The sequence below is a fragment of the Streptomyces sp. MK37H genome (assembly GCF_018035285.1).
GTDB classification, from domain to species: domain Bacteria; phylum Actinomycetota; class Actinomycetes; order Streptomycetales; family Streptomycetaceae; genus Streptomyces; species Streptomyces endocoffeicus.
Window position 1 is genome coordinate 1 of the sequence record NZ_JAAAYH010000631.1, and the last position, 3,824, is coordinate 3,824.

Below are 3,824 nucleotides of genomic sequence, written 5' to 3' on the forward strand. Positions count from 1 at the left end.
TCATTTCGCGACAGAGCGCGCGGGCGGCCTGGTCCGGCTGCCGTCAGCCGTCGTCGGCGCGGGGCGCGGGCTCCAAGGGCAGGCCGGCGTGGGGCGTCACCCATCGACCGCGCGGGGCAGCGGCAGACCACCCGCAGGTGACGCGAAGGCGCGGGGCCATCCACGGGCGTCAGGACCCGAACATCAACCGCCGTCCCCGCCGGGCGCGGCCGTCAGGGCGAGGCTCGCGGGGAGGGCGGCGACGGCCTCGCGGAGGCGGGCGGCCAGTTCCCCAGCGGTGGGCGGCTCGCTACGCGTACGGCCCGTCCCGCTCACGCCGCCCGTCTCATCCGCTTGCGCCACCCAACTCGCCAGCGCCCCGTGGAACGCGGCGACCAGCATGTCCACGGCCAGCCGCGGCCGGAGGTCGCCCGGCGTGCCGAGGCCGAACCTGCGGTGCAGGATCGCCAGTGCCTCCTGCGTGGTGGCCTCGCAGAACTGCAGACCGTGCGCGCCCATCGAGGGCGTCCGCTCGGCCAGCCGCCGGCTGAGCAGCATCCGGCGGGCCCAGCCCTCGTCGTCCATCCGCGCCAGCGCGGCCAGCAGCGCGTCCCGGCCCAGCTCCACCACCGTCAGCCCGTCCGGGTCCGCGGTCTCCAGCTCCTCCAGGAAGACCCGCCACAGGTCCTGGCCGGGGGCCATCGCGACATCTTCCTTGCTGGTGAAGGTGCGGAAGAAGGTGCGCTTGGAGACCTCCACCTCCTCGCACAGCTCATCCAGCGTCACCCCGCCGAAGCCGCGCCGGGTGAACAGCTCCAGCGCGGTGTCTATCAGCGTCTGACGGGTGCGCCGCTTCTTGCGTTCGCGCAGTGAGGAGTTGGGAGCGGCAGTCACGACGAAAAGTTTAGCCGTCACCGATCACGCCACTTGCACGCGTTTGCCACTCAGTGGCATAACTGATGTCGCCATCATTCACCGGAAAGGCGAACGGCCATGCGCGCCCTGCTTGTTGACCACTCCTCCCCTCAGGCCTCCGCATCGGCGAGGCCGCCGACCCCGAGCCCGCCCCGCACCAGGCGCTGGTCCGGGTGACCGCCACCTCCCTCAACTACGGCGAGGTCTCCCACCGGACCGAGGCCCCCGACGGCACCGTGCTGGGCTGGGACGCCGCCGGAGTGGTCGAGCGCCCGGCGGCCGACGGCTCCGGACCGGCCGCCGGAACCCCCGTCGTCACCCTGGGCGCGGACGGCGGCTGGGCGGAGCTGCGCGCGGTGGACACCGGGATGCTCGGCGTCCCGCCCGCCGGTGCCGACCCCGGCGCGATCAGCACCATCCCGGTCGCGGGCGGCAGCGCCCTGCGCGCGCTGCGCCGGATCGGCGACACCCTCGGCCGGCGCATCCTGGTCACGGGCGCCACCGGCGGGGTCGGCCGGTACGCCGTCCAGCTCGCCCGGCTCGGCGGCGCGTACGTCATCGCCTCCACCGGCGATCCGGCGGCCCACGGCGACGGTCTGCGCGCACTGGGCGCCCACCAGGTGGTCACGGACCCGGCGGAGATCGACGAGCCGGTGCACGGAGTGGTCGACAACGTCGGCGGACCGCAGCTGGTGGCCGCGTACGACAAGCTCGCCGCGCACGGCACCCTGGTGTCCGTCGGCCATGTGACGGGCCAGCCCGAGACCTTCCCGTTCGGCGCCCTCTACGGCAACGAGGGCCGCCACAACCGCTCCATCGTCACCTTCTACCTGCTGGACCGCCCCGACATCGGCGCGGACCTCGGCTGGCTCGCGGAGCGCGTCGCGACGGGAGACCTGGACCCCCAGATCACCTGGCGCGGCGGCTGGGACCGCGCCGAGGAGGCCGTCACCGCCCTCCTGGACCGCCGCCTCCACGGCAAGGCGGTCCTGGACATCGGCTGGCGGCTGGCAGCGCCGTGACTGGGACGAATGGTTCCACCGCAGGAGGCTGCGGGCAGATCCGCTGGAGGGAATGGTGCTACCCGGCAGCCACCTCGGGCCGCACCGGGCGCACCATCACCGTCAGGACCGGCGCCTCCGGCGAAGACTGCGCCGTGCCCAACGCTCTGTATCCCCACGACGCGTAGAGGGCCTGCACCCTCCCGTCCTGGTTCAATGGGTTCACCATCAATGAGACCTGCGTCTCGGGCCGCCCGGCCAGGAGCGCATCATGCAGCTTGCGGGCGGTCCCCTGCCTGCGCCACCGCTGGCGGACCATCATCTCTTTCACCGCGACCGTGGAAGCCCCCGCAATGGTCGGCTCGGGCTCTGACCGGATGCGGCGCCACCAGCGGTCACCCGCTCCGGTGAGCCGGTTGGCGTAGACGTAGCCGATGGGCTCACCGGAGTCGTACGCCACCACGGCCTCCCACCCCGGTTCGGCGGCGTGCCGGTGCAGCCGCTCCCCGAATGTCTCCGGGGCGTAGTGCGGCAGGTGGAGCTTGTGCGCCCAGCACTCCTTGTAGATTCCCACCAGGTCATCCCACACGGACTCCACGTCACCGACCCGGACGAAGCTCACGCTGCCTTCCACCGCGTCAGCCAGGCAGGGCCCCGGTGCGGGCCGCGAATTCCCGCACGCCCGGCACGCGGGCGGGCAGGTACAACAGGTCCGCCGTCAGGGCCCGCAGTGCCGGCCGCCGCACTTCCTGCGGCGCCTCGCGCTCCACCCTGCGGAGCGCCGCGAAGGTCTGCGGCTGGTCACCGAGGGCGTGCCACATGCGGGCCGTATCCGTCCAGGCGCGGGCGCGGCGCTCTGCCGTCGGCATGCAGTCGATGTTCAGCCTTGCGGCGACCTTTACGCCCTCGTCAGGCGTGCCAAGTGCGTTGAGCACGCCGATCCGGTACACGTCCACCTGCGTCCGGCTGACGTCCACGGTGAACAGCCCCGGTACCGCCTGGCGCCGCTCTGCCTCCTCCTGAGCCTCGTCCAGCAGACCCAGCGCCGTGGTGCGGTCCCTGCTGGTGGCCGCCGTGTACGCGGCCGTCAGCATCAGCGTCGTACGCACAGCCCCGGTCGCGGACTGGTCGGCATCCAAATCGGCCGCCTCCTGGGTGAGCAGCCGCACCGCAGCCGGGGACCGCCCCGACCGCCGCATGGTGATCGCGAGCACCCGGGAAGCTTCACCGATCGGCACCGGGTGGCCCCCGGCCCGGGCTGCGGCCAGCGCACGGTCGGCAGCCACCCAGGCCGCGTCGTTGTGCTGTTTGAGCGCCAACTCGGCAGCCAGCACGTAAGCCCGCGCGAGCACCATGCTCGCCTGCTCTCGCGCCCGTCCGCTCGACGCGTCCCGCGTCGCGGACGCCGAGGCGAGCAGACCCGGAAGCGCGCGGCCGAGAGCGGCGTAGCGAGCGGCGCAAAAGTCCGACCGCGCGGCCGCGGTCCGCTGGACGAGGAGGGCCGGCGGAACCGGGCCGGCGGACGGGAGCCGGAAGAGAGCATCCTCAAGCCCGGCCGCCGGGTCGAAGGGGCCGGACACGGCCCCGGACGGGGCGGCACCGACAACACCCGTCGCTCCGGCCGCCAACGCACCGGTGAGCAGATTCCTACGACGCACCGCATCCTCCTCGCCCGATGAACGCTCCACCGTATCGACCGTGGGTGCGTCCGGCACAGGAGTCGCGGTGAGCCGGTCGAGTGGGAGGTTCAAGAACGCTGCGAACTGCGCCAGCGTGGAGTAGTCGAGCCGCATGCGCCCGGACTCGATCCGGGACACGGCCGACGCGGAGTAGCCACAAGCCTCGCCGACTTGCGCCTGGGTGAGGCGAGCGGCGCAGCGGGCGCCGCGAAGGACCGCCCCGACATCAACTCTCGCTGTACCAACGTCC

Annotated in this window: 3 protein-coding genes and 1 pseudogene; 1 reads left to right on the forward strand and 3 read right to left on the reverse strand. The window is 73.1% G+C overall.

The annotated features are described in order from the left end of the window. Positions 1-183: 183 nt before the first annotated feature. Positions 184-873, reverse strand: coding sequence for a TetR/AcrR family transcriptional regulator (locus GWI24_RS41845; RefSeq protein WP_210951248.1), 690 nt, complete (start codon positions 871-873; stop codon positions 184-186). Positions 874-972: 99 nt separating this feature from the next. Between GWI24_RS41845 and GWI24_RS41850 the strand changes: the two are divergent. Then, a pseudogene (locus tag GWI24_RS41850) lies at positions 973-1,916 on the forward strand (zinc-binding dehydrogenase). Positions 1,917-1,974: 58 nt separating this feature from the next. Here the strand turns inward: GWI24_RS41850 and GWI24_RS41855 are convergent. Further along, entirely contained in the window at positions 1,975-2,517 is a 543-nt protein-coding gene (locus tag GWI24_RS41855; protein WP_308344270.1) for a GNAT family N-acetyltransferase, read from the reverse strand. A gap of 16 nt (positions 2,518-2,533) precedes the next feature. Continuing rightward, positions 2,534-3,824 (reverse strand): helix-turn-helix domain-containing protein (locus tag GWI24_RS41860; RefSeq protein WP_210951250.1); only part of this gene is annotated, 1,291 nt, incomplete at its 5' end.